This window comes from Loktanella sp. IMCC34160 (assembly GCF_004145845.1).
In the GTDB taxonomy this organism is placed as follows: Bacteria; Pseudomonadota; Alphaproteobacteria; order Rhodobacterales; family Rhodobacteraceae; genus SELP01.
In genome coordinates this window covers 161,831-182,097 of sequence record NZ_SELP01000002.1, presented here as the reverse complement: position 1 = coordinate 182,097, position 20,267 = coordinate 161,831, and the positions used below count along the sequence as shown (strand labels likewise).

Genomic DNA, 20,267 nt, shown 5'->3' with positions numbered 1-20,267 from the left:
GATTTCTTGGGTCAAATCACGATATCGGGTGCCGTTGTCGTGATTTGTGACCAGATTTTCGAAAAAACTCCTTGAAGGTTCGGTCAGAAAACCAAACTTTAAGAGGTATGAGGCCACGGTCAGGACGGGGCCAGTCCCTTCCCGACCCCGACACGAAAGGAGCACGCAACGTGCCGTCTTTTTCGACCACGCTCGAGCAGTCCATCCACGCAGCCCTCGCCATTGCGAATGCGCGACGGCACGAGTTGGCGACGCTTGAACATCTTCTTCTGGCCCTGATCGATGAACCCGACGCCGCACGCGTCATGAAGGCCTGCGCCGTGGATCTGAATGACCTGCGCCGCACCCTTGAAGAGTTCATCGAGGATGACCTGTCGACCCTGATCACCGACGTCGAAGGGTCCGAAGCGGTGCCGACCGCCGCCTTCCAGCGGGTGATCCAGCGCGCCGCGATCCACGTCCAGTCCTCGGGCCGGACCGAGGTGACGGGGGCGAACGTCCTTGTCGCGATCTTTGCCGAACGGGAATCGAACGCCGCCTACTTCCTGCAGGAACAGGACATGACCCGCTATGACGCGGTGAATTTCATCGCCCACGGCGTGGCAAAGGACCCCGCCTATGGCGAGGCGCGGCCGATCACCGGGGCCGAGGCGGGCGCGGATGGGTCCGAGACCTCCTCCGCCACCGAGGTCGAGGAAAAGGAAAGCGCCCTTGGCAAGTATTGCGTCGACCTGAACGCCAAGTCCCGCAAGGGCGATGTCGACCCGCTCATCGGGCGCGACAGCGAGGTGGAACGCTGCATTCAGGTTCTGTGCCGCCGCCGCAAGAACAACCCGCTTCTGGTGGGGGATCCCGGCGTGGGCAAGACCGCCATCGCCGAAGGGCTTGCCTATAAGATCGTCAACGGCGCGGTCCCCGATGTCCTGTCGGAAACCACGATCTACTCGCTCGACATGGGCGCGCTTCTGGCCGGAACCCGCTATCGCGGCGATTTCGAAGAACGGCTGAAGGCGGTGGTGACCGAGTTGGAAGACCACCCCGACGCGGTTCTGTTCATCGACGAGATTCACACCGTGATCGGCGCCGGGGCCACCTCTGGCGGGGCGATGGATGCCTCCAACCTGCTCAAGCCCGCGCTGCAGGGCGGCAAACTGCGCTGCATGGGTTCCACAACCTACAAGGAATTCCGCCAGCATTTCGAAAAGGACCGCGCCCTGTCGCGCCGGTTCCAGAAGATCGACGTCAATGAACCTTCGGTCGAAGATACCGTGAAAATCCTCAAGGGCCTGAAACCCTATTTCGAGGAACACCACGACATCAAATACACCTCCGACGCGATCAAGGCGGCAGTCGAACTCTCGGCCCGCTACATCAACGACCGCAAGCTGCCCGACAAGGCCATCGACGTGATCGACGAGGCCGGCGCGGCGCAGCACCTTGTGGCCGAAAGCAAGCGGCGCAAGACCATCGGGTTGAAAGAGATCGAGGCCGTGGTGGCCAAGATCGCCCGGATCCCGCCCAAGAACGTCTCGAAGGACGATGCAGAGGTTCTCAAGGACCTCGAACGCAGCCTCAAGCGCGTGGTCTTCGGGCAGGATGCGGCGATCGAAACCCTCTCCGCGGCGATCAAGCTGGCCCGCGCGGGCCTGCGTGAACCGGAAAAGCCCATCGGCAACTACCTGTTTGCCGGGCCGACCGGTGTTGGCAAGACCGAAGTGGCCAAGCAGTTGGCCGATACGCTGGGCGTGGAACTTCTGCGCTTTGACATGTCGGAATACATGGAGAAACACGCGGTTTCGCGCCTGATTGGTGCCCCTCCCGGCTATGTCGGGTTCGATCAGGGCGGCATGTTGACCGACGGGGTCGATCAGAACCCACATTGCGTGCTTCTGCTGGACGAGATCGAAAAGGCCCACCCGGATGTCTACAACATCCTGCTGCAGGTCATGGACCACGGGAAACTGACCGACCACAACGGCCGGACAACTGATTTTCGGAACGTGATCCTGATCATGACCTCGAACGCCGGGGCGGCGGAACAGGCGAAAGAGGCGATCGGCTTTGGCCGTGACCGGCGCGAGGGCGAAGATACCGCCGCCATCGAACGGACCTTCACCCCCGAATTCCGGAACCGTCTGGATGCGGTGGTGGCCTTCGCGCCGCTTGGCAAAGAGGTGATCCTGCAGGTGGTCGAGAAATTCGTCCTCCAGCTTGAGGCGCAGTTGATGGACCGCAACGTGCACATCGAACTGACCCGGCCCGCCGCCGAATGGCTGGCCGACAAGGGCTATGATGACAAGATGGGCGCGCGGCCTTTGGCCCGCGTGATCCAAGAGCACATCAAGAAGCCCCTGGCCGAAGAGCTTTTGTTCGGCAAGCTGACCAAGGGCGGTCTGGTGAAGGTGGGCGTAAAGGACGGCGCGCTTGACCTGCGGATCGAGGCGCCGGAACAGGGCAAGATCGGCAAGTCGAAAAAGCCGCCCCTGCTGACCGCGGACTGATCGAAACGGCAACGGCCCCCACGCGGGGCCGTTTTCCTGTGTGATGGACAAAAATGCTGCGCTTATCCTGTTTTCTGTCTCTGGCCACGGCCCTGCCCGCCGTCGCGCAATCGCCCCTGTTCGGCTGGCCGGTCGACTGCAATCTGGACCAGACCTGCTATGTCCAGAACCTTGTCGATCATGATCCCGGGCCGGGCACCGCCGATTTCCGCTGCGGCGCGCAGGGATATGATGGGCACAAGGGGACCGACATCGCCCTGCCTGATCTGCGGGCGCAGGCGGCGGGGGTGTCGGTTCTGGCCGCCGCCCCCGGCACCGTGCGGGCCGTGCGGGACGACATGCCGGACATCCTGCAAGGGCAGCCCGGTGCACCGGACACCACGGGGCGCGAATGCGGCAACGGCGTAGTGATCCGCCACGGCGGCGGCTGGGAAAGCCAATATTGCCACATGGCGCTGGGAAGCATCACGGTCCAGCCAGGCGACCGCGTGGCAATGGGCCAGCCATTTGGACGGATCGGCCTGTCGGGGCAATCCGAATTCCCGCACCTTCACTTTGAACTGCGCCGCGACGGCGCGCGGGTCGATCCCTTCGACCCCGACAGCGACGAAAGCTGCACGCTCGACCCCGAGGACACGCTCTGGCTGACGCCGGCAGACCCCGCCGCCGGCGGGCTGATCGCCGTCGGGTTTTCGACCGACGTTCCGGACTACAGCGCGGTCAAGGCGGGAACCGCCGACCGCAGCCTTGCAGCGGATGCGCCGATTGTCCTGTGGGGCTATGCCTTTGCCACCCGGCCCGGTGACATTCTGCAAATCGTCATCGACGGGCCGGACGGCCGGGTTCACCTGCACGAGGAAACGCTGGAGCGGGCGCAAGCCCAGATGTTCCGGGCCTCGGGCCGCCGCGCCCCCGCGGGCGGCTGGGCACCCGGCACCTACAGCGGCACGGTGACCCATCTGCGGGGCGCGCAGGTTCTTGGTCAAATGACCGTGCAGTCAGACCTGCCCTAACGCTCGGTCAGTTTCAGTTCGATCCGCCGGTTCTGGGCGCGGGCGTCATCGCTGTCCTCGGCATTGATCGGCTGATATTCCCCGAACCCGTTCGCCGCCAACCGGTTGGGCGCGATCCCTTCGGCGTCGATCAGATACAAAACCACGGCAAGCGCCCGATCCTGGCTCAACCGCCAGTTCAGCTCTGCCGGGCCCGTGTCATCGGTGTGGCCGTCCACACGGATCACCCAGTCGATTCCGTCTGGAATATCGGCGGCGATATCGCGCAACACCCCGGCGACGCTGGACAATTGCGCCTGCCCGGCCTCCGACAGGGTGGCAGAGCCAAGCGGGAACAGCACCTCGGACGAAAAGACGAACCGGTCGCCGACCACACGGATATCGTCGCGGTCCTCAAGGATCGACCGCAATTCGCCAAAGAATTCAGACCGGTAGCGGGCAAGGTCCTGCGCCTCGGCGGCCAGACGGTCGCGTTCTTCCTCCAACCGGATGCGCTCTGCCTCTTCCAACTGGCGGCGGCGGCGTTCCTCGGCGGCGGCGCGGGCCAGCGCGGTATTCAACTGTGCGCCCAGCTGTTCGATCTGCACCTGCGCCTCGCGGTCGGCCTCGTCCGCGATGTTCAGCAGCGATTGCAGGTTGGTGACCTGCCGCCGCAGTTCGGACACCTGCGCATTCAGGGCCTGCACCTGCCGCTGGCTTTCCGCCGACAGGGCCTCTTCCTCGGCGAGCGCCGCATTGGCCTGCGCCAAAAGCGCGGCTTGCCGCTCGGCCTCGGTCATTTGGGTCTCGGCCGTCGATTGCGCGGCCGCGATTGCGGCCAGCGCCTCGGCCAGACGGGCCTCCAGCGTGGCGCGGTCCTGCTGGGTTTCGCTGCGCGCTTCAGAAAGGGAGGCTACCTGCGCCTCAAGCGCCTGCTGCGCCAGAAGCGCCTCTGCCAGACGTTCCTCAAGCGTGGCACGCGCCGCCTCAGCCTCGCCGCCCTCGGCACGGGCGGCCTCAAGTTCGGCCTCCAGCGCCTGACGCGCCAGAACCGCCGAGGCAAGGCGCGCCTCGATCTCGGATCTCTCAAGCGCTGAGGTTGACAGCGCCTCCTCCAGCGCGGCCTGCGCAGCTTCAAGATCACCGGCCGCGATGTCGCGGGCGGCCAGCGCGGCGGCCAACCGTGTTGCCAGATCCTCGCTTTGGCTCTCGGCCAGCGCCAACGCCTCGCGCGCCTCGGCCAGTTCCGCGGCTGTCTGATCCTGCAGGGACAGCGCCGCGACCAGCCGCGCATCCAGATCGTCGCCTTCGTTCAGCGCGCGGGTCAGTTCGTTTTCGGCCTGCTGCCGGGCCAAAAGGGCGGCGGCAAGGTTGCGGTCCAATTCATCCCGCGCGGCCTGTGCAGCGGCCAGAAGGGTTAGCGTGGTTTCGGCCTCGCGCCGCTGTTGTTCCAACGCCAATGTCATCGCGGTCAGTTCCGCATCCGCATTGGCCAGCCGGTCGCGCAGGGCCTCTGCCGCGGCAGCGTCCGCCAGACGGGCGGCCTCTAGCTCTGAAATCTGCTCGGCGTCGGTGGCGCCTTCTGCCTCCAACTGCGCGACCAGCGCCTCCAGCGCCTCGCGCCGGGCAGCGGCAAGCCGGGCCTCTTCGGTCTGGGCGTCAATCTCGTCCCGCGCGGTGGCAAGGGCAAGGTTCAGCGCCTCCTGCTCTGACAAGAGCGCGGCCTCGCGCCCCTCCAGCCCGGCCACCTGTGCCTGCAGGTCCGACCGCTGCGCCAGAAGGCCCGCGACCTGCGCCTCGAATCCGGTGATCCGGTTTTCCGCCTCGGCCAGCGCCACCGCCTGCGCATCCCGCTCGGCCGTCAGCGCGGCAATCAGCGCCGCCTGCGCGTCGGCCTGATTGGTCAGAGCGTTCAGATCGGTCGTCAGCGTCGCCACCTGGCCGCCAAGGGCAGAGGATCGGGCCTGTTCCAGCCCCAGCGCCTGGGTGAGCGAGGCGATTTCCTCGGTCAGTTGGGTCAGGCGGCTTTCCTGCCCGGTGATGGTTTCCCGCAGGACAAATTGCAGCACCATGAAGATGGCCAGCACGAAGGTAAGCACCAGCAAGAGGCCGGTCATGGCATCGACGAAACCGGGCCAGATGGCGGCGCTGAACCGGTTCGCCCCTCTGCGGCTCAGGGCCATGGCCTAGCCCTCTTCGCTGGGTTTCGGACGGGGCGGACGGCCGGGGCGCGGCGCGGCCGCGGTGGCGCGCAGGGCACTGGTCAGGGCTGCAATATCGCCGCGCAACTCGGTCAGGCTTTCCTGCCGCCCGGCGGTCATTTCTTCCAGAACCCGCAGCAATTGCACGTCGATCGACCGCAGCCGCATCCGGCTTTCGGCGTCGATCCCCTCCATGCCGCTGTCCTTCAACTTGTCCACCAGACGTTCCTGTGCATCGGCCACGCGGGCCAGCGCATCGCGGGTGTCATCCTGATCCAGCTTCCGCGACAGGGTCGTCATGGCCCCGGCCAGTTCGCCCAGCTTGTCATCCACAGCGGCGCGGCTGATGTCGGACTGGGTGAACATCTGGGCCAGGGATTCCATCTGCTCGGCCATATGGTCCACGACCTGCGCCAGCAGGCTGGTATCGGCACCGCCGCCCTCTTCCCCGCTGGCAAAGCCCAGCCGGGTGATCGACGATAACCATTCTTCCAATTCGCGATAGAACCGGTTCTGACCGTGCCCCGCGAAAAGTTCCAGAAGCCCCACAACCAAGGACCCCGCCAGCCCGAGGAGTGATGAGGAAAATGCCGTACCCATGCCGCCAAGCTGGCTTTCCAGCCCCGCCTGAAGCCGCACGAAGATATCTGTCGCGGTTTCCCCTTCGACCGGGGTCAGCGACCGGATGGTTTCCACCAGCGCCGGAACCGTCGTCGCCAGCCCGTAGAAGGTGCCAAGCAGGCCAAGGAAGATCAGCGTCGACCCCAGATAGCGGGTAATCTCGCGGTCCTCGTCGATCCGGCTGGCGACGGAATCAAGGATCGACCGGCTGGACGTCGACGAGATCTGCGCCCGAGCGCCACGTGACCGCATCAGCGTGGCCAGCGGCGCAAGAAGCGACGGGGCCGCGTTGACATCGCGCGCGCGGGCGAACCCTTCGATCCAGCGGACGGAATACATCAGCTGCGCCACCTGCGCGAAACAGGACAGCACCCCCAGAACAAAGACCGCAAGGATCAGCCCGTTCAGATAGACGTTCGACAGAAATACGGCCGCAATCGCGCCAAAGGCCACATAGGCCCCCGCACCGACAAGCCCCAGGGCGACCAGCATCGAGATGATCTGCCGCACGGGCTGGGTGAAATAGACGTTGGTGTCCGGTTCGGTCTCGCGGATGTCCGTCACAGGACTTTATCCTCGGCTTTTTTCTGCTCGGCCCCAACATAGTGGGGATGCCCCCAAAACCCAACCAAAATATCGTGTAGGGCCTCCGCCGCTATTTGCCGTCCAGAAGGCCCCGGACACGGGTCGTCAGCCATTCCATTTCCGCGTCGCGGATGCCCATTTCCGCAAGATGGTCGGCGGTATTGAACAGGTATTCCGTATTCGGCCCCCGCCCGCCCACGGCGCTGGCGATCATCCGCGCCTGTTGTTCCAGCGGGAACTGGCAATATTGCTCATGCGCGCCGTCGATCACATAGGCCAGCGCCTCGACCTCGGCACCGTCGTCCAGGGTCAGGCCCACATGCCGCTCGACATAGGCGGAAGAGATCAACTCCCGCTCTCGCAGGTAGGACAGAACCGTGTCCTCCTCGCTCGGGCGCACCTGAAAGGCGACGCCGGTGCAGGTCGCGCCCGGCTTTTCATCCAGCGCAAGGACAAGCCCCGGATGATCCACCGTTCCCCGGTGATGGATCGACAACATGCAGAACGACCGGTGGTAATCGGCCAGAACCGCGCGGCGCCGCGCCACGGGGTCGAACCCGGGGTTCCACAAAAGCGATCCGTATCCGAAAACCCACATGCCTCTGGCCCTTTGCTTAGTGGCCCCTATAAACACGTTTCGAACCCAATGGGAAAGGCCCTGCCCCGATGCGCAAACTGATCGTTCTCGCCCTCGTCCTTGCCGGGCTTTATGGCGGGTATTGGGCCGTTGGTGCCAATCAGATCCGCGGCGGCGCGCAGACCGCGCTGGACGGGATGACCGCCGAGGGGCTGACTGTGCAATATGCCGGCCTGACCACGCGCGGGTTTCCAAGCCGGTTCGACACCACGCTGACCGATTTCACCATTGCCGATCCAACCACTGGTGCAGGCTGGTCCGCGCCCTGGGTGCAGGTCCTGGCCCTGTCCTACCGGCCCAATCACGTCATTGCCGCCTTCGCGCCCGAACAGGTGATCACGCTCGCCCCCGGACAGTCGATCACTGTCACCTCGGACGGGCTGCGGGCCAGCGGGTCGGTTGATCTGTCAACCGATCTGCCCCTGACCGCGCTGACCGCAGAAACCGGGCCGATCCGTCTGGCGCTGCCCGATGGGACCGCGCTGGCCGCCGCACGCGGCCTTGCCGCCCTGCGCCCGACCCCGGCAGAGGATGGCGCGACCTATGACCTGTTCACAGATCTGGAGGCCATCGCCCTGCCGGAGACGGTCAAGGCCCTGATCGACCCAGAGGGCACTCTGCCCGGCACCGTGGCCATGGTCCGGGCCGACAGCGCCCTGACCCTTGACCGCCCGCTGGACCGGCACCTTGGGTCAGGTCCGGCACCGGCGCTTCAGGCGATCACCCTGCGGGATGCGCGGATCGTCTGGGCCGATATGACGCTGGCCGCGACGGGTGACCTGACCATCGCCCCGGATGGCACCCCCGACGGGCGGATCGAGATTGGCGCGACGGGCTGGGAACGGATGATCGACCTTGCCGTCGCGGCAGGGGCGATCGACCCCGGCGTCGCCCCAACGTGGGTCAACATGGGCCGCAGCATGGCCAATGGCGGGCCAACCGTGACCCTGCCCCTGATCTTTCAGAACGGCAGGATGAGCCTTGGTCCCTTCCCGCTAGGCCCCGCGCCGCGCCTGCGCTAGGGACGCAGCCAGCGGAAGGCACGGGCCAGAAAGGCGGGGGCGTCCCGGGTGACAGGTGCGCCATGCGCCATCACGACCCGCTTTGTGCGCCAGTTCAGGATCTGGCGCACCGCATTCCGCGCGGCCGCCCGGTCGCGCAACGCCACCCGAAATTTTCTCGGCACGGCGGGCGCTGCCCCAACCATCCCGTCCAGCCGGGCAACCAATCCCCGCCATCCCCGGAACCACCCCGGTCGATGCTGTTGCAGCAGATCGGTAAACAGAACCGTGCCGCTGTGCCGCTGAAACAGGACCGCCTCGGTCATGATCTTCGTCTCGATCAGCACATGGTCGATTGCCCCGGCCCACCCCTCTGGCGCCTCGGCGCCAAACTCCGTCGCGGCACGAAGGTCTGGCACCTTGCCCCGGACGCCGGGCGCAACGATCACTGCCGCCTCTGGATAGGCATCCGCCCAGTCGCCAAGGAACATGAAATGCAGCCCGTTCGGTGCAACGATCTGGCGAACAGGGCCAATCGCATCGACCGCCTGTCGTAGTCCGGGCGTCAGGGCCACCGGCGACCAGACCAGCAGCCCACCGTCCAGCAGCGACAGGACGGCCATGCGGGTCGGAAAGCGGAACCCCATCGCGCCGTCCACCACGGGCCCCGCGGCCAGCCATAGGCCCGGCGCAAACTCTGTCAGGGCCTCTGTGTGCCCGCTCACCTGCAATAGCTTCCGCTGCGATATCGTGCCGTGTCAAAATGGAAATGGTCCCGGTGATAGGCATTCGCCTCTGGTCCCAGCACGGTGCCGAAGGTGCCGCAGGCCGCGCGGTGCATCTGCCGCAGTTGCGCCCCGTCATCCCCTGTGCCCCAGCCCCGCAGGACCGAGATTTGTGATCCGTCCCGCAGGGTCATGCCGCCCACATCCACCGCCCGGCCAAAGGCGTGTTCCGACAGGCGCGCGCCCTGCTGATTGTTCCGGCCCCGGCAGGCATAATGGCCCATGACCTGCAACTGCGCGATGCCGCCGCCTTCGTTCCCGACCGCCGGGATCGCGCCACGCGCCACCCATGTCTTCAGCGCGCGCGCCGTGGTGCAATCCATCACCGCGCGCTGGCTCAGCCGGACGCCAAGGATGGACCGGACCCGAACCGCGCCCTCTACCCCGCAGGCCCCGGCGCCGCTGACCGTGCCGATCTCTTCGCCCTGAATGTCCGGATCACCGCAGACCTGTCCGCGCAGCCTGGCCAGACGCGCCTCCTCGGCCCGGCGCTCTATCGCGGTTGGGCGGCGGGCCGGACGATACGACCGGGCCACGGCAAGCGGCGACAGCGCCACGATCGCCCGCTCGGCGCGGGCCTCGGGCAGGGTTGGATCGGCAGGGGCGGTCAGCGGGCGGGCCACCGGTCGCAGCGACCGGCCCGGGGCATCGGCCCAAACGGGGGCGGCAGAGACGGCAATTGCCGCAAGGAGAACCAGAACCGAAGTTAACCGCATGAGACTCGCCAGAAGAGGGATGTCGGGCAGTATCGCCCGGGGCGCCGAAACAGGCAACCGGCACCGGCGGCGATCAGCCCAGTGTCACATCCAGAACCATCATCAGGATCAGCCCCACGATAAACCCGGCGGTTGCCCGTTCCTGATTTCCCTTGCGGTGGGTTTCCGGGATGATCTCATGGCTGATAATGTAAAGCATCGCACCGGCTGCGAAGGTCAGCCCGATCGGCAGAATGTGCACCGACACATGGATCAGCCAGACCCCCAGAAGCCCGCCCAAGGGTTCGATCAGACCGGTCAGCGCGGCGATGGTAAAGGCCCGGCCCCGGCCATAGCCTTGGGACATCAGCGCCACGGCAACCGCCAGCCCTTCAGGCGCATTCTGAAGCCCGATCCCGGTGGCCAGCGAAAAACCGTTCGACAGATCGCCGCCGCCAAACCCGATGCCCACGGCCATGCCTTCGGGAAAGTTGTGGATGGTGATTGCGATCACGAACAGCCAGATCCGTGCAAGCCCATGCGGATCCGACCCTTCCGGCCCGGTTTGAAAATGCTCATGCGGCAGCGCGTGGTTCAGCGCCGCAACCGCCGCCGCCCCCAGCGCGATGCCAATCGCCGCGATCCCGGCCGCCACCGCGACCGATCCATAAAGCCCTTCCGCCGCGCCAAGCCCCGGCAGGATGAGAGAGAAGTAAGAGGCCGACAGCATCACCCCGGCGGCAAAACCCAAGAGCATGTCGCCCGACCGGCGCGACATGGCCCTGCCAAACAGAACCGGAAGCGCGCCCAGTGCCGTCATCATGCCTGCACCCAGGCTGGCAAGAAGGCCGATCAGTATGATGGACACATCAGGCCCTCCGGTTGCGGTTGCGACCTTTGCACACCCGCGCCCCCGGCAAGACAAGAGACAAAATGTCACTTGAGCCACATCGCCTATTTTGGTAATTTATTTTTACCAATTTCAAGGAAACGCGCCCATGCCCGTGATTACCTGTATCGACGACCTCAAACGCCTGCACAAACGGCGGGCCCCGAAGATGTTCTACGACTACGCGGAATCGGGCAGCTGGACCGAACAGACGTTCCGGGAAAACACCTCTGATTTCGAACAGATCCGGCTGCGGCAGCGGGTGGCGGTCGATATGTCGAACCGGACGACCGCCGCGACCATGATCGGGCAGGATGTGTCGATGCCTGTCTCGCTCGCCCCGGTGGGGATGCTCGGGATGCAATGCGCGGACGGAGAGATAAAGGCCGCCCGCGCGGCCGAGAAATTCGGGGTGCCCTACACCCTGTCCACCATGTCGATCTGCTCGATCGAGGACGTGCGCGAACACACGAAAGCGCCGTTCTGGTTCCAGCTTTACGTGATGCAGGACGAGGATTTCGTCGACAACATCATCGCACGCGCCAAGAAGGCGGGTGTCTCGGCACTGGTCATCACGCTGGACCTGCAAATTCTGGGTCAGCGGCACAAGGATCTGAAAAACGGCCTCTCTGCGCCGCCGAAACTGACCCCCGCGACCCTGCTGGACCTGTCGATGCGCTGGCGCTGGGGGTTGGGCATGCTGGGCACCAAGCGGCGCAGCTTCCGCAATATCATCGGCCACGCCAAAAGCGCGTCCGACATGCGGTCGCTGGCGGTCTGGACGGCGGAACAGTTCGAACCCAAGCTTGACTGGTCCATGATTGCCCGGCTCAAGGAAAAATGGGGCGGCAAGGTGATCCTTAAGGGCGTTCTGGACGTCGAGGATGCCCGAAAGGCGGTCGAGATCGGGGCGGATGCAATCATCGTTTCAAACCACGGCGGTCGGCAACTCGACGGGGCGCTGTCGTCGATCCGGGTGCTGCCCTCGATCGTCCGGGCGGTGGGGGATCAGACCGAGGTCTGGCTCGACAGTGGCATCCGATCCGGGCAGGACGTGCTGAAGGCGCTGGCGCTGGGGGCCAAGGGCACGATGATCGGGCGGTCCTACATCTACGGGCTGGGCGCCATGGGCGAGGCGGGCGTGACCAAGGCGCTGGAGGTGATCCAGAAGGAACTGGATATTTCCATGGCCCTGTGCGGCCGCCGGGACGTGAGGACGCTGGACCGCGACGTGGTTCTGGTGCCCGAGGATTTCGAAGGACGTTGGCAAGCCTAGGGGGCGGTGGGTCGAGACCCACCTTACCCGGGGGGCGCTTCGCCCCCCACCTGCAAACTCATGGCCCCCAGAGGATATTTCGAACCCGAAGAACATTGAAGGCTGAGCCCAGCCCCCTTCTTTGGGTCAATAAATATCCCGGGGTGATTGGCCCGGTAGGGCCAAAGGGGCAGAGCCCCTAACGTAAGGTGGGTCTTAACCCACCACCCCCTTGCCCCGCCGCCGCACGGCAAGCGCAAGCGGGATCGCCGTCAGCATCAGGATCGCAACGCTGCCGAAGGCCACCCGCAGCCCGAACAGCTGGCTGAGTGTGCCCATCAGGATTGGCGCCACGAAGAACCCGGAAAATCCCATCACCGCCGCGCGGGCAATCGCGTCGGTCCGGTGCCGCGCCGCCACGGCCTTGCCCGCAAGTGCCAGCCCCACCGGCCCGATCACCGATACCCCCAGCCCAAGCACACCAAATCCCGCATAGGCCACGACAGGCGTGGGCGCGACAGCGACAATCACCGCCCCGGTTGCCGCCATCAGCGCGGCCACGACGATCACGGTCAGTTCCGAAAACCGTTCCGACAGGGCCTGCCCTCCGAACCGCCCCACCGCCATGGTCAGCCCCAGCGTGGCCGGGCCAAGCGCGCCTTCGGCCGCGCCGCCGCCAAGGGTCCGTTCCACGTGCAGCGCCGACCAGGCCTCGACCGTGGCCTCCGAGGTGAAGGCCACGAACACCACAGCCCCACACAGGAAGACGGGCCAGAACGGGAAAGCCCCGGTATGGCTGGCCTCTTCTTCGGACAGGGTGTCGCGGTCCATCCGCAGGATCAGGGCCAGCGCGACGATCCCCAGGGCAAGCGCGGCAAAGGCCTGCTCGGGCGGCCAGCCCGCCTCGCGGAAGGCACCGGACAGCAGCGCGGACAGGCCATAGGCCAGCGAAAACATCCCGTGGTTGGCGTTCATCAGCGCCCGGCTGTGCCGCGCTTCAAGGTCGGCAACACGGGCATTCATGATCACATCCAACAGGCCAGAGGCCATGCCCACCGCGACCATCGCAAGGGCAAACGCCATCCCCACCGTCGCCATCCCCGGCAGCAGCACCGCCCCCGCAAAAAGGGCCGCCGCCACCTGCATTCCGCGCGCGCCAAAGATCCGGTCGGCCCGCGGCGCCAGCCACATGGCGGTAACCAGCCCCACCGCGGACCCCAGCAAAAGCAGGCCGAACACCGCGTCATCGACCCCAAGACGGGCCTTGATCACCGGCACATAGGCGGCGAATGTACCCCAGAACAACCCCACCGCCGCAAAGGCGGCAGAGGGGCGACGGGACAGGCTGATAGCGCTCACAACAGACATGGCCGGAGACTTGGGCGGGAAACAGCCCCTTGGCAAGTCACATTCGGTTTCGCGCGGCAACATTTGCCCTTCCCAAACCGGGGAATCGGCCTTATACGCGCGGCTTCTACCGGGTCGCACACCCTTGGAGGGCGGCCCATAACCCAATGGAGAAAACCATGGCTCGTGAGATCCCTGATCTGAACGCCACGGTACGGACGGGGACAGGCAAGGGGGCCGCTCGTCAAGCTCGCCGTAACGGCGACGTACCAGGCATTGTATACGGTGGCGGCGCTGATCCGCTTCCGATCAACATCCCTTTCAACGCTCTGCTCAAGCAGCTCAAGGCCGGTCGCTTCCTGTCGACCCTGTTCAACCTGAAGGTTGATGGCCACGATGACGTCCGCGTCATCTGCCGCGGCGTGCAGCGCGATGTCGTCAAAGACCTGCCGACCCACGTCGACCTGATGCGCCTGAAGCGCACCAGCCGCGTGAACATCTTCGTGCATGTCGAGTTCGAAAACGAAAAGGCCGCTCCGGGCATCAAGAAGGGCGGCGTTCTGACCGTCGTTCGTCCCGAGGTGGAACTGAACGTTCTGGCCGGCGACATTCCGGAATCGGTGACTGTCGACCTGACCGGTCTGCAGGTTGGCGACGTGATCCACATCAACGACGTGACCCTGCCGAGCGGCGCCAAGCCGACCATCGACCGGAACTTCGTGATCGCCAACATTTCCGCCCCGTCGGGCCTGCGTTCGGCAGAAAACGACGAGAGCGAAGAGGCTGAGGAAGAAGCCGCCGAGGAGTAATCCTCCGGTAGTCCTGATCTTTGGAAACGGGGCCTTCGGGTCCCGTTTTCTTTTCTGGGGTGGCCTTTCTCGCGGCCCTCCATGCAAAGCCCCGAACCGGCAAACCTCCGCTTTGCAGGACGAAACGGCCATTCATTGGCCCGGGCCGAATAGCACCGAAGGTGCCGGCCCATCGCCAGACCGCCCACGGGGCTGGCGATTTTGCGGGACTGGGTGCATCGCTCATGCGGAGCGCGAGCGTGGCAGAGATAAAGCGCAAAGCACCGGCGTTGATCGCCATCCCGCGGTCCGCCGATGGGCCTCCTGCTAAACGTCAAACTTGGGCTCAAAGTCGCCCTTCGCTGTTTTCCAAGAGAATGGCGAAGACCCTTCGATCCGCGTCAGATTTCGACAAAACCGAGCGCCGCCTCGACCACCTCGGGCCCGGCCCCGTCCCGATGGGCGTTTTCTGACAGGTGCCGCCGCCAGCCGCGCGCGCCCGGACGTCCGGCGAACAGCCCCAGCATATGCCTTGTGATCTGGTTCAGCCGCCCGCCAGCCGACAGATGCGCCTCGATATAGGGCAGCATGTCGCGGGCGGCCTGTTCGGCTGTCCGCCCTGCCCCGCCGTCCCCCCAGATCCGCGCGTCCGCCGCGCCCAGAATGTCGAAGGGCTGGTGATAGGCCGCGCGCCCGACCATGACCCCATCCATCCCGGCGTCCAGAAATTCCTCGGCCTGATCCAGCGATGTGATGCCGCCGTTCACCGACAGGTGCAAATCGGGGAACCGCGCCCGCATCCGCAGAACCAGATCATAGTCCAGCGGCGGGATGTCCCGGTTCTCTTTCGGGCTAAGCCCTTCCAGCCAGGCTTTGCGGGCGTGGATTGCAAACCGGCGACAGCCCGCAGCGGCCACCTTCTCGATGAAGTCGGGCAGAACCGCCTCGGGGTTTTGTTCATCGACCCCGATCCGGCATTTCACCGTGACCTCCGCCCCGGCCACGTCCTGCATGGCGCGGACGCAGTCGGCCACAAGGTCGGGCGATTTCATCAGCACCGCGCCAAAGGCCCCGGACTGCACCCGGTCCGACGGGCAGCCGACGTTCAGGTTGATCTCGTCATAGCCGTAGGCGTTGGCGACCTGCACCGCCGCGGCAAGCTCTGCCGGATCGGACCCGCCAAGTTGCAGGGCCACAGGGTGTTCCGCCGGATCATAGGCCAACAGCCGGTCCCGGTCGCCATGCAGGATCGCCGGGGCCGTCACCATCTCGGTGTAAAGAAGCGCGTTGCGCGACAATAGCCGATGCAGATAGCGGCAATGGCGGTCCGTCCAGTCCATCATCGGCGCAACCGACAGCCGCGCCGCGCGGGTCACGGCGGCCCTGTCCATCGGTCTGGTCTGGGTTGGTCCGGTCATCGGGTCGTGTCATCCTGCATCTGGAGTGCCGAAGTGCCATTCCGGCCCCGTCTTGTCAAAGGCGCAAAGGAGGCACGACAGGTCGGGCAAACTGCACCCGTTTTCGGCCGCTCATCACAAGTCTTCCGACCCCATTCGGGCAAAAACACGCAAACCACCCCCAAATTCGGGCAAATCCGGTCAAGAAGGCTGGTCAAATCCGGAAACTCGGCAGAAGCTTTGACAGGGCCCGCGCGGCGGGACGACTGATTCCATTTGCCGGGTCTGCCTGTCCCGGCCCCAACCCGAACCGGTGACAGATGACCTTTGACGAGCTTAAGACACAGATCGCCGCAGGCCGGATCGACACGGTCCTGACCTGCATCGTGGACATGCAAGGCCGCCTGATGGGCAAACGGTTCCATGCCGAGGCTTTTCTGGAGATGGCCGAGGATGAAACCCATTGCTGCAACTACCTGCTGGCGACCGATCTGGCGATGGCCACGCCGGATGGCTATGCCTCGACCAGCTGGCGGGGCGGCTATGGCGACTATGTGATGAAGCCCGACCTGTCGACCCTGCGTCCGGTGCCCTGGCTGGACGGGACCGCCCTGTGCCTTTGCGACGTGCAGGACCACCACAGCCACGCCCCGGTTCCCCATTCCCCGCGCGAGATGCTGAAACGTCAGGTCGCCCGCGCCCGCGCCATGGGGTTCGACCCGATCATGGCGACCGAGCTGGAGTTTTTCCTTTTTCAGGGCACCCATGACGAGATCGCCCGGAACGGGTTCAAGCTGCAGCCGATTTCGAACTACAACGAGGATTACCACATCTTCCAGACCTCCAAGGAAGAGCCGATCATGCGCCCGATCCGCAATCACTTGCGGGCCATGGGCATCCCGGTCGAGGGGTCCAAGGGCGAGGCCGAGGCGGGTCAGGAAGAGCTGAACATCAAATACGCCGATGCGCTGGCCACCGCCGACCATCACACCATCGCCAAGCATGGGATCAAGGAAATCGCGCATCTGAACGGCGCGGCGGCCTCCTTCCTGCCCAAGTGGCACCATGACCGCGTCGGCAGCGCCGCCCATGTGCACCAGTCGCTCTGGTCGGATGGCAAGAACGCCTTTCACGACCCCGACCGCCCGCTTGCCAAGTCCGAACTGATGGACCACTACATGGCGGGCCTGCTGAAATACGCGGCCGATTACACCTATTTCATGGCCCCCTATGTCAACAGCTACAAGCGCTTCGCCAAGGGCACCTTCGCCCCGACGCAGGTGGTCTGGTCGGTGGACAACCGCACCGCGGCCTTCCGCCTGTGCGGCGACGGGACAAAGGGCGTGCGCGTGGAATGCCGGGTGCCGGGGGCGGATATGAACCCCTATCTGGCACAGGCCGCCATGCTGGCCGCGGGCTTGAAAGGAATCGAGGAGAAGCTGCCCCTGCCCGCCCCCTTCAAGGGCGATGCCTATGAAGACGGCGCGGCGGCCCGCATCCCCCTGACCCTGCGCGACGCGCGCGATGCGATGATGGGATCCGAGATGCTGAAAGAGGCTTTTGGCGAGGCCGTGATCACCCATTACACCCGCGCCGCTGAATGGGAGCTGGAAGAGTTCAACCGCGTGGTCACCGACTACGAAATTGCCAGAGGGCTTGAAAAAGCATGACAACGCTTCGCTGTATCTCTCCGATCGACGGATCGGTCTATGCCGAACGGGACAGCCTGTCCCCGGATCAGGCACGCGCCGCCGCCGACCGCGCCCGCGCCGCACAGGCCGATTGGGCCGCCCGCCCTCTGACCGAGCGGATCGCGCTGGTTCTGGCCGGGGTTGCCGCCGTGGGCGCGATGAACGACGAGATCGTCCCCGAACTGGCGCATATGATGGGCCGCCCGGTCCGCTATGGCGGCGAATTCGGTGGCTTCAACGAACGGGCCACTTATATGGCCGAGATCGCGGAAACCGCGCTGGCCGATATCGAGGTGGGCGAAGACGCGACCTTCAAGCGCTATATCCGCCGGGTGCCGCATGGGGTCGTTCTTGTCGTGGCCCCCTGGAACTATCCCTATATGACCGCGATCAACACGGTCGCCCCGGCCCTGATCGCGGGCAATACGGTGGTTTTGAAACACGCGACCCAGACCCTTCTGGTGGGCGAACGCATGGCCCGCGCCTTCCAGTCTGCGGGGGTGCCCGAGGACGTCTTCCAGAACGTCTTCCTTGACCATGACACCACCTCCGCGCTGATCGCGGACCGGGCGTTCGACTTCGTCAACTTCACCGGGTCCGTCGGCGGTGGGGCCGCGATGGAACGGGCGGCGGCGGGCACCTTCACTGGGGTCGGCACCGAACTGGGCGGCAAGGATCCGGGCTATGTCATGGACGATGCCGATCTGGACGCCGCCGTGGACACGCTGGTCGACGCGGCCATGTATAACGCCGGGCAGTGCTGCTGCGGGATCGAACGGATCTATGTGCACGAAAGCCTGTATGACGCCTTCGTCGACAAGGCCGTGGCGCTGGTGAAGGGCTACAGGCTGGGCAACCCGCTGGACCCCGACACCACCATCGGCCCGATGGCCAACACCCGCTTTGCCGCCGAGGTCCGCGCCCAGATCGCCGAGGCCGTGGCCGATGGCGCCGTGGCCCATATCCCCACCTTCGCCGAAGACGACGGCGGGGCCTATCTGACCCCGCAGATCCTGACCAATGTCACCCACGACATGCGGGTCATGCGCGACGAAAGCTTTGGACCGGTCGTCGGCATCATGAAGGTGTCCTCGGACGACGAGGCCGTCGCCCTGATGAACGACAGCGAATTCGGCCTGACCGCCAGCCTCTGGACGTCCGATCTGGAGCGGGCGATGCGCGTCGGCGACCGGGTTGAGACCGGCACCGTATTCATGAACCGGGCCGACTACCTTGATCCGGGCCTGTGCTGGACCGGCTGCAAGAACACCGGCCGGGGCGGCGGATTGTCCGTCATCGGCTACCAGAACCTGACCCGTCCGAAATCCTATCATCTGAAGAAAGTCACGACATGAGCCCAACCGCGAATTGGTCTTACCCCACCGCGATCCGCTTTGGCGCGGGCCGGATCAAGGAATTGGCCGAGGCCTGCAAGGCCGCCGGGATCAGCCGCCCGCTTCTGGTCACCGACCGGGGGCTGGCCGCCCTGCCCGTCACCCAGACCGCGCTTGACGTGCTGGAGGGCGCGGGTATGGGCCGGGCGCTTTTTGCCGATGTGGACCCCAACCCCAATGAAAAGAACCTTGCCGCCGGGGTCGCGGCCTTCCGCGACGGTGGCCACGATGGCGTGGTCGCCTTTGGCGGCGGGTCGGGCCTTGATCTTGGCAAGATGATCGCCTTCATGGCCGGTCAGACCCGCCCGGTCTGGGACTTCGAAGATATCGGCGATTGGTGGACCCGCGCGGACGCTGGCGCAATCTATCCCAACGTCGCCGTGCCGACCACTGCCGGGACCGGGTCCGAGGTCGGGCGCGCCAGCGTGCTGACCAATTCGGAAACCGCCGAGAAGAAGATCATCTTCCACCCCAAGGTCCTGCCCTCGGTCGTCATCGCCGACCCGGAACTGACCGTGGGCATGCCCGCCTTCATCACCGCGGGCACCGGGCTGGACGCCTTCGCCCATTGCGTCGAGGCGTTCTCCAGCCCGCATTACCACCCGATGAGCCAGGGGATCGCGGTGGAAGGGATGCGGCTGGTGATCGACAATCTGCCCCGCGCCTATGCCACCCCCACCGACCTCGAGGCCCGCGCCAATATGATGTCTGCGGCGATGATGGGGGCCACGGCCTTCCAGAAGGGTCTCGGCGCGATCCACGCGCTGTCCCACCCCATCGGCGCCATGCACCACACCCACCACGGCACCACCAACGCCGTCTGCATGCCCGCGGTTCTGCGGCTGAACGCGGATGCGATCCGGGGCCGGTTCGACGCGGTCGCGGGCTATCTGGGAGTCGACGGCGGCTTTGACGGGTTCTGCGCCTTCGTGGACCGGTTCAACGACAGCCTCGGTATCCCGAAACGGATGTCGGACCTTGGGGTAACCGACCCGGACATGGACCGGCTGGTCAAAGGGGCGCTGTCCGACCCAAGCTGCGGCGGAAACCCCGTCACCCTCACCGAAGCGAACGTCCGGGCGCTGTTCGAAGAGGTGCTCTAGGCCAACGCGCGCCTGCCCGGATTACCACGGGCGGGCGGTCTAGCCGTCATAGGCGGCGGTGACGATGATCTCGACCTTCAACTCGGGGCGGGCCAGCTTCGCCTCGCCGCAGGCGCGCGCCGGGGCGTGGCCTGCCGGCACCCATGCGTCCCAAACCGCATTCATCTCGGCGAAATCGGCCATGTCAGCCAGCCAGACGATGGCTTGCAACATCCGGTCCGGGCCAGACCCGGCCCGCGCCAGCAGTGCCTCGACCCTGGACAGGCAATCGCGGGTTTGTTCAGCCACGTTGTCGCCTGCCCCGACCTGCCCGCACAGGTAGGCGACGCCATTGTGCTTGACGATCTTGCTCATCCGTTCGCCCGTGTCGATCCGTTCGATCATC

The 20,267-nt window shown here is 65.5% G+C and carries 17 protein-coding genes; 8 read left to right on the top strand and 9 right to left on the bottom strand.

The genetic code is table 11. The features are described 5' to 3' along the window. Window positions 1–170: 170 nt before the first annotated feature. Together clpA and EU803_RS05165 are read left to right on the top strand one after the other, a co-directional pair. The gene (gene clpA, locus EU803_RS05170) at window positions 171–2,501 is read left to right on the top strand and encodes an ATP-dependent Clp protease ATP-binding subunit ClpA (RefSeq protein WP_129680486.1); all 2,331 of its coding nucleotides are present in this window, start codon (window positions 171–173) and stop codon (window positions 2,499–2,501) included. Window positions 2,502–2,554: 53 nt separating this feature from the next. Continuing rightward, window positions 2,555–3,514, top strand: coding sequence for a M23 family metallopeptidase (locus EU803_RS05165; protein ID WP_129680484.1), 960 nt, complete (start codon window positions 2,555–2,557; stop codon window positions 3,512–3,514). Here EU803_RS05165 and EU803_RS05160 read toward each other — a convergent pair. The 3 genes from EU803_RS05160 to EU803_RS05150 all read right to left on the bottom strand — a co-directional run bounded on the left by EU803_RS05160 (window position 3,511) and on the right by EU803_RS05150 (window position 7,498). After that, window positions 3,511–5,676, bottom strand: a complete 2,166-nt coding sequence (locus EU803_RS05160; protein WP_129680483.1) for a peptidoglycan -binding protein — start codon at window positions 5,674–5,676, stop codon at window positions 3,511–3,513. The two genes, EU803_RS05165 and EU803_RS05160, sit on opposite strands and share 4 nt — an antisense overlap. A gap of 3 nt (window positions 5,677–5,679) precedes the next feature. Then, window positions 5,680–6,807 (bottom strand): biopolymer transporter ExbB, encoded by a 1,128-nt coding sequence (locus EU803_RS05155; protein ID WP_129681562.1) that lies wholly within the window; start codon window positions 6,805–6,807, stop codon window positions 5,680–5,682. A 163-nt stretch (window positions 6,808–6,970) separates the two neighbouring features. Continuing rightward, on the bottom strand, window positions 6,971–7,498 hold the full coding sequence (locus EU803_RS05150; protein WP_129680481.1) for a gamma-glutamylcyclotransferase: 528 nt from the start codon (window positions 7,496–7,498) through the stop codon (window positions 6,971–6,973). A 68-nt stretch (window positions 7,499–7,566) separates the two neighbouring features. On the opposite strand from EU803_RS05150, the gene EU803_RS05145 reads away from it, so the two are divergent. Beyond that, the gene (locus EU803_RS05145; RefSeq protein WP_129680478.1) at window positions 7,567–8,559 is read left to right on the top strand and encodes a DUF2125 domain-containing protein; all 993 of its coding nucleotides are present in this window, start codon (window positions 7,567–7,569) and stop codon (window positions 8,557–8,559) included. Here EU803_RS05145 and EU803_RS05140 read toward each other — a convergent pair. From EU803_RS05140 to EU803_RS05130, 3 genes are all read right to left on the bottom strand, one after another. Continuing rightward, window positions 8,556–9,263 carry a DUF4336 domain-containing protein gene (locus EU803_RS05140; RefSeq protein WP_242494285.1) on the bottom strand — a complete coding sequence of 236 codons (708 nt, stop codon included), beginning with the start codon at window positions 9,261–9,263 and terminating at the stop codon, window positions 8,556–8,558. The genes EU803_RS05145 and EU803_RS05140 overlap by 4 nt on opposite strands. Next, window positions 9,260–10,039, bottom strand: coding sequence for an extensin family protein (locus EU803_RS05135; protein ID WP_129680476.1), 780 nt, complete (start codon window positions 10,037–10,039; stop codon window positions 9,260–9,262). The genes EU803_RS05140 and EU803_RS05135 overlap by 4 nt, the downstream gene beginning before the upstream one ends. Before the next feature lie 73 nt (window positions 10,040–10,112). Then, entirely contained in the window at window positions 10,113–10,838 is a 726-nt protein-coding gene (locus tag EU803_RS05130) for a ZIP family metal transporter (RefSeq protein ID WP_129681558.1), read from the bottom strand. 178 nt (window positions 10,839–11,016) lie between these two features. On the opposite strand from EU803_RS05130, the gene EU803_RS05125 reads away from it, so the two are divergent. Beyond that, the gene (locus tag EU803_RS05125) at window positions 11,017–12,183 is read left to right on the top strand and encodes an alpha-hydroxy acid oxidase (protein ID WP_129680475.1); all 1,167 of its coding nucleotides are present in this window, start codon (window positions 11,017–11,019) and stop codon (window positions 12,181–12,183) included. A gap of 195 nt (window positions 12,184–12,378) precedes the next feature. Here EU803_RS05125 and EU803_RS05120 read toward each other — a convergent pair whose 3' ends face one another. Then, the gene (locus EU803_RS05120; RefSeq protein ID WP_129680473.1) at window positions 12,379–13,530 is read right to left on the bottom strand and encodes an MFS transporter; all 1,152 of its coding nucleotides are present in this window, start codon (window positions 13,528–13,530) and stop codon (window positions 12,379–12,381) included. Window positions 13,531–13,688: 158 nt separating this feature from the next. Here EU803_RS05120 and EU803_RS05115 point away from each other — a divergent pair, with 158 nt between their 5' ends. Further along, on the top strand, window positions 13,689–14,318 hold the full coding sequence (locus tag EU803_RS05115) for a 50S ribosomal protein L25/general stress protein Ctc (RefSeq protein WP_129680471.1): 630 nt from the start codon (window positions 13,689–13,691) through the stop codon (window positions 14,316–14,318). Between the two features lie 380 nt (window positions 14,319–14,698). On the opposite strand, the gene dusA is transcribed toward EU803_RS05115, so the two are convergent. After that, a complete protein-coding gene (gene dusA, locus EU803_RS05110) occupies window positions 14,699–15,688 on the bottom strand; it encodes a tRNA dihydrouridine(20/20a) synthase DusA (protein ID WP_129681556.1) in 990 nt (329 codons plus the stop codon). 326 nt (window positions 15,689–16,014) lie between these two features. Here dusA and EU803_RS05105 point away from each other — a divergent pair, with 326 nt between their 5' ends. From EU803_RS05105 to EU803_RS05095, 3 genes are read left to right on the top strand one after another with little or no spacing between them, the layout of a single operon-like run. Then, complete coding sequence (locus tag EU803_RS05105) at window positions 16,015–17,364, top strand: glutamine synthetase family protein (protein WP_129680469.1); 1,350 nt, start codon at window positions 16,015–16,017, stop codon at window positions 17,362–17,364. Next, window positions 17,361–18,740, top strand: a complete 1,380-nt coding sequence (locus EU803_RS05100; protein ID WP_129680467.1) for an aldehyde dehydrogenase family protein — start codon at window positions 17,361–17,363, stop codon at window positions 18,738–18,740. Before EU803_RS05105 ends, EU803_RS05100 begins: the two co-directional genes overlap by 4 nt. Then, entirely contained in the window at window positions 18,737–19,882 is a 1,146-nt protein-coding gene (locus EU803_RS05095; protein WP_129680465.1) for an iron-containing alcohol dehydrogenase, read from the top strand. The genes EU803_RS05100 and EU803_RS05095 overlap by 4 nt, the downstream gene beginning before the upstream one ends. Window positions 19,883–19,921: 39 nt before the next feature. Here the strand turns inward: EU803_RS05095 and EU803_RS05090 are convergent, their stop codons facing one another. Then, window positions 19,922–20,266, bottom strand: coding sequence for a RidA family protein (locus EU803_RS05090; RefSeq protein WP_129680463.1), 345 nt, complete (start codon window positions 20,264–20,266; stop codon window positions 19,922–19,924). Window position 20,267: the final 1 nt, after the last annotated feature.

What these genes read in the sequence shown, in the direction of transcription:
- dusA (WP_129681556.1), bottom strand. Translation starts at nt 15,688, where the DNA reads ATGGACAGGGCCGCCGTGACCCGCGCGGCGCGGCTGTCGGTTGCGCCG.
- EU803_RS05145 (WP_129680478.1), top strand. Translation starts at nt 7,567, where the DNA reads ATGCGCAAACTGATCGTTCTCGCCCTCGTCCTTGCCGGGCTTTATGGC.
- EU803_RS05125 (WP_129680475.1), top strand. Translation starts at nt 11,017, where the DNA reads ATGCCCGTGATTACCTGTATCGACGACCTCAAACGCCTGCACAAACGG.
- EU803_RS05165 (WP_129680484.1), top strand. Translation starts at nt 2,555, where the DNA reads ATGCTGCGCTTATCCTGTTTTCTGTCTCTGGCCACGGCCCTGCCCGCC.
- EU803_RS05105 (WP_129680469.1), top strand. Translation starts at nt 16,015, where the DNA reads ATGACCTTTGACGAGCTTAAGACACAGATCGCCGCAGGCCGGATCGAC.
- EU803_RS05120 (WP_129680473.1), bottom strand. Translation starts at nt 13,530, where the DNA reads ATGTCTGTTGTGAGCGCTATCAGCCTGTCCCGTCGCCCCTCTGCCGCC.
- EU803_RS05095 (WP_129680465.1), top strand. Translation starts at nt 18,737, where the DNA reads ATGAGCCCAACCGCGAATTGGTCTTACCCCACCGCGATCCGCTTTGGC.
- EU803_RS05130 (WP_129681558.1), bottom strand. Translation starts at nt 10,838, where the DNA reads ATGACGGCACTGGGCGCGCTTCCGGTTCTGTTTGGCAGGGCCATGTCG.
- EU803_RS05090 (WP_129680463.1), bottom strand. Translation starts at nt 20,266, where the DNA reads ATGATCGAACGGATCGACACGGGCGAACGGATGAGCAAGATCGTCAAG.
- EU803_RS05135 (WP_129680476.1), bottom strand. Translation starts at nt 10,039, where the DNA reads ATGCGGTTAACTTCGGTTCTGGTTCTCCTTGCGGCAATTGCCGTCTCT.
- EU803_RS05150 (WP_129680481.1), bottom strand. Translation starts at nt 7,498, where the DNA reads ATGTGGGTTTTCGGATACGGATCGCTTTTGTGGAACCCCGGGTTCGAC.
- EU803_RS05100 (WP_129680467.1), top strand. Translation starts at nt 17,361, where the DNA reads ATGACAACGCTTCGCTGTATCTCTCCGATCGACGGATCGGTCTATGCC.
- EU803_RS05115 (WP_129680471.1), top strand. Translation starts at nt 13,689, where the DNA reads ATGGCTCGTGAGATCCCTGATCTGAACGCCACGGTACGGACGGGGACA.
- EU803_RS05160 (WP_129680483.1), bottom strand. Translation starts at nt 5,676, where the DNA reads ATGGCCCTGAGCCGCAGAGGGGCGAACCGGTTCAGCGCCGCCATCTGG.
- EU803_RS05155 (WP_129681562.1), bottom strand. Translation starts at nt 6,807, where the DNA reads ATGCTGGTCGCCCTGGGGCTTGTCGGTGCGGGGGCCTATGTGGCCTTT.